At 65.7% G+C, this 2,501-nt stretch carries 3 protein-coding genes; 2 read left to right on the top strand and 1 reads right to left on the bottom strand.

The annotated features are described in order from the left end of the window. A partial coding sequence (locus tag SX243_25885) for a hypothetical protein (protein MDY7096416.1) occupies positions 1-408 on the bottom strand: 408 nt, incomplete at its 3' end. Positions 409-837: 429 nt separating this feature from the next. Between SX243_25885 and SX243_25880 the strand changes: the two genes are divergently transcribed. Further along, positions 838-1,347, top strand: a complete 510-nt coding sequence (locus SX243_25880) for a glutaredoxin family protein (protein ID MDY7096415.1) — start codon at positions 838-840, stop codon at positions 1,345-1,347. Between the two features lie 223 nt (positions 1,348-1,570). Further along, the gene (locus tag SX243_25875) at positions 1,571-2,362 is read left to right on the top strand and encodes an electron transfer flavoprotein subunit beta/FixA family protein (protein MDY7096414.1); all 792 of its coding nucleotides are present in this window, start codon (positions 1,571-1,573) and stop codon (positions 2,360-2,362) included. The last annotated feature ends 139 nt before the right edge of the window (positions 2,363-2,501 follow it).

Raw genomic sequence — 2,501 nt, 5'->3', positions numbered from 1 at the left:
CAGGCTACGCTCTACCGCGGTCAGGGATCGGATGCGGAATCGCTGCCCCTGGCCCTGGCCCTCGTGGGCGCTGGCGGCCTTGATCTGAGCGTCGATCTCCGCGTGGCCGGCCTGGAAGATGCCCACCAGCGGCGAGGTCTTGAGACCGCCGGCGAGGGCGTTGACCTCGCTGAAGCGCTTGCTGCGGTGGAAGGCCTCGAGGAATCGTCGGCTCTGCTCGTCGGCCTTGCGCAGTTGCGCCCACTTGCCGAGCATGATGGCCCAGGACCCGAGGGAGAAGAGCAAAAGCACGCCGAAGACGAGCTTGGCCATGGGCCCCGAGGACAGGAAGGCATCGAGCAAGCCGGGGGTCTCGGAGGCCTGGAAGGATGCAGCAGCGGCGCTGGTCAGGAGGGGGCTGGCGGTCATCGTCGATCCTCTGGCGTGGTCGGAATCTGGGTTGTTTACGGTCGAAGGGCTTCCCGCGTCGCTTCCGTGGGCCGCGTGCTTGGATGCTCCAAAGGTGCGGCGGGGACCGTCGGGGAACCTGACGCCGGGAAACCTAGCACGGGGTCCGCAGGCAGTCCAAGATGTCGGTACGCGATGGGGGCTATGGAAAGGGCGAGGAGAAGCACGCCGAAAACTAATGCAAAGGTGGTGCCGGAGGGAGCGGAGTGGCTCCTCCTCGTGGAGCTGCTGTATAGGCCGGCCCGCCGAGGGTTGTAGAGTCGAGTCTCGGGGTGGCTTCAGAGCCGTTCCATGCTACGATCGAAGGCCGAAATTCTCATGCCTATCGAACGTTCGACTCATCCGTCCGCGCCACCGGCCGTGCGCCCAGTTCCGGGGGAGCCCCGACCCGTGAGCCATCTCACCTGCAAGTTCATCTTCAACTCGGCCCAACACGACACAAAACCACCCTCCACCGGCTTCGCCGTCGACCTGGCTCAAGACCCCTCGGCGGCCCATCAGCTGATCAAGCTGGGGATCTCGCCGCGCAAGGATCTGCCGGCGGTGCTGCTCACCGACGCCGGCGGCAAGCTGCGGGTCATCGGCCTGCGCCTCGAGCCCGAAGAGGCGGAGGAATTGATTCGCGGCCGGGCCCTGGCCACCGACCGCCTTCTCCTCTTCAGTGCCACCTGGTGCCAGAACTGTCGCCGGGCCAAGCAGGCGATGGCGGAAATGGGTGTTTCCTACGACGAGATCGATCTCGACACCAACCTCAAGGCCGAGGCGCTGGTGTTGGAGAAGAGCGGTGGCCGGCGGGTGGTACCGACCCTGCAGTTCGACGAGCGCATGTTCGTCTTCAACCCCGATCCCGGCCTGCTCCAGCGGCTGCTGGAGTCCATCGCGCCGGCGGCTACTTCCTGAACCCATCGCCGCAGCCCGCGCTCTGCGGTTCTCCGAGGCTTGGCTCCGCTGGCGAGTCTCGACGAGCCGGTACCGGTGGCCTCTCGCACCGGCTTGACGCGGCACTGCGAGCTACGTAGGGTAATCGCAGCTGACGTTCCGGGAATCTTGCTCGGCTTTTACTACGGGCTTTTGAGGTCCTCCACAGCGGGCGTCAGCGACCAACATAGAGGAGACAACTGTCATGCGAATCGCGGTCTGTATCAAGCAGGTCCCGGATACCGAAGCACGCCTGCGCGTCGGAAAAGACGGCCGGTGGCTGGATGAAGAGGATCTGCCGTTCATCATCAACGAGAGTGACGAATACGCCCTGGAAGAGGGCTTGCGGCTGGCAGAAGCCAGCGGTGGAGAAGTGGTGGTCTTCAGCCTCGGCCCGGATCGGGTCAAGGAGGCGCTGCGCAAGGCCCTGGCCCTGGGCGCCACTCGCGCGGTGCACCTCAACGACGAGGCGTTCTCCGGCGGCGATGCCGTCGCCACCGCCAGAGCCCTCCACGCGGCCATCGCCCGGGAAGAATTCGATCTGGTGCTCACCGGCTCCCAGAGCGACGATATGGGCTACGGCGGCACCGGCTCGGTGCTCGCCGGCCACTTGGGCTGGCCCCATGCCTGGCTGGTAATGGGAGTGGAAGTGCAGGACGGCGGCACCCTCAAGGTGGTGCGGGAGATGGAGAGCGGCATGAACGAGATCATCTCGCTGCCGCTACCGGCGGTGCTGGAGATCCAAGCCGGCATCAACCACCCCCGCTACGCTTCCCTCAAGGGCATCATGAAGGCCAAGAAGAAGCCCCTGGATCTAGTTTCCGTGGGGGACTTGGGCCTCGACGCCTCACAGGTGGGGGCCGCGGGTTCCCGGCTGGAAGTACTCTCCGTCGCCTTCCCAGACAAAGGAGAGGGCGCCCAGATGATCGAAGGGGACGCCGGTGCGGCGGCTCAGGAGCTGGTGGACCGCCTGCAGAAAGAAGCGAGGGTGCTGTGATGGCGAAGAAGATTTGGATCGTGACCCAGCATCGGGACGGCAAGCTCCACCGCATGTCCCGAGAGGCCGTCGCCGCTGGTCAACAGCTGGCCCAGGCTCTCGGCGGTACCGCCGAAGCGGTGATCCTCGGCAGCGACGT

The sequence above is a fragment of the Acidobacteriota bacterium genome (genome assembly GCA_034211275.1).
Taxonomy (GTDB): domain Bacteria; phylum Acidobacteriota; class Thermoanaerobaculia; order Multivoradales; family JAHZIX01; genus JAGQSE01.
Note: the sequence above shows the minus strand (reverse complement) of the source record. Positions and strands in the feature narration are given on the sequence as shown.

Excerpts from the sequence above, each read along its gene's own strand:
- SX243_25875 (MDY7096414.1), top strand. The coding sequence starts at position 1,571 with ATGCGAATCGCGGTCTGTATCAAGCAGGTCCCGGATACCGAAGCACGC.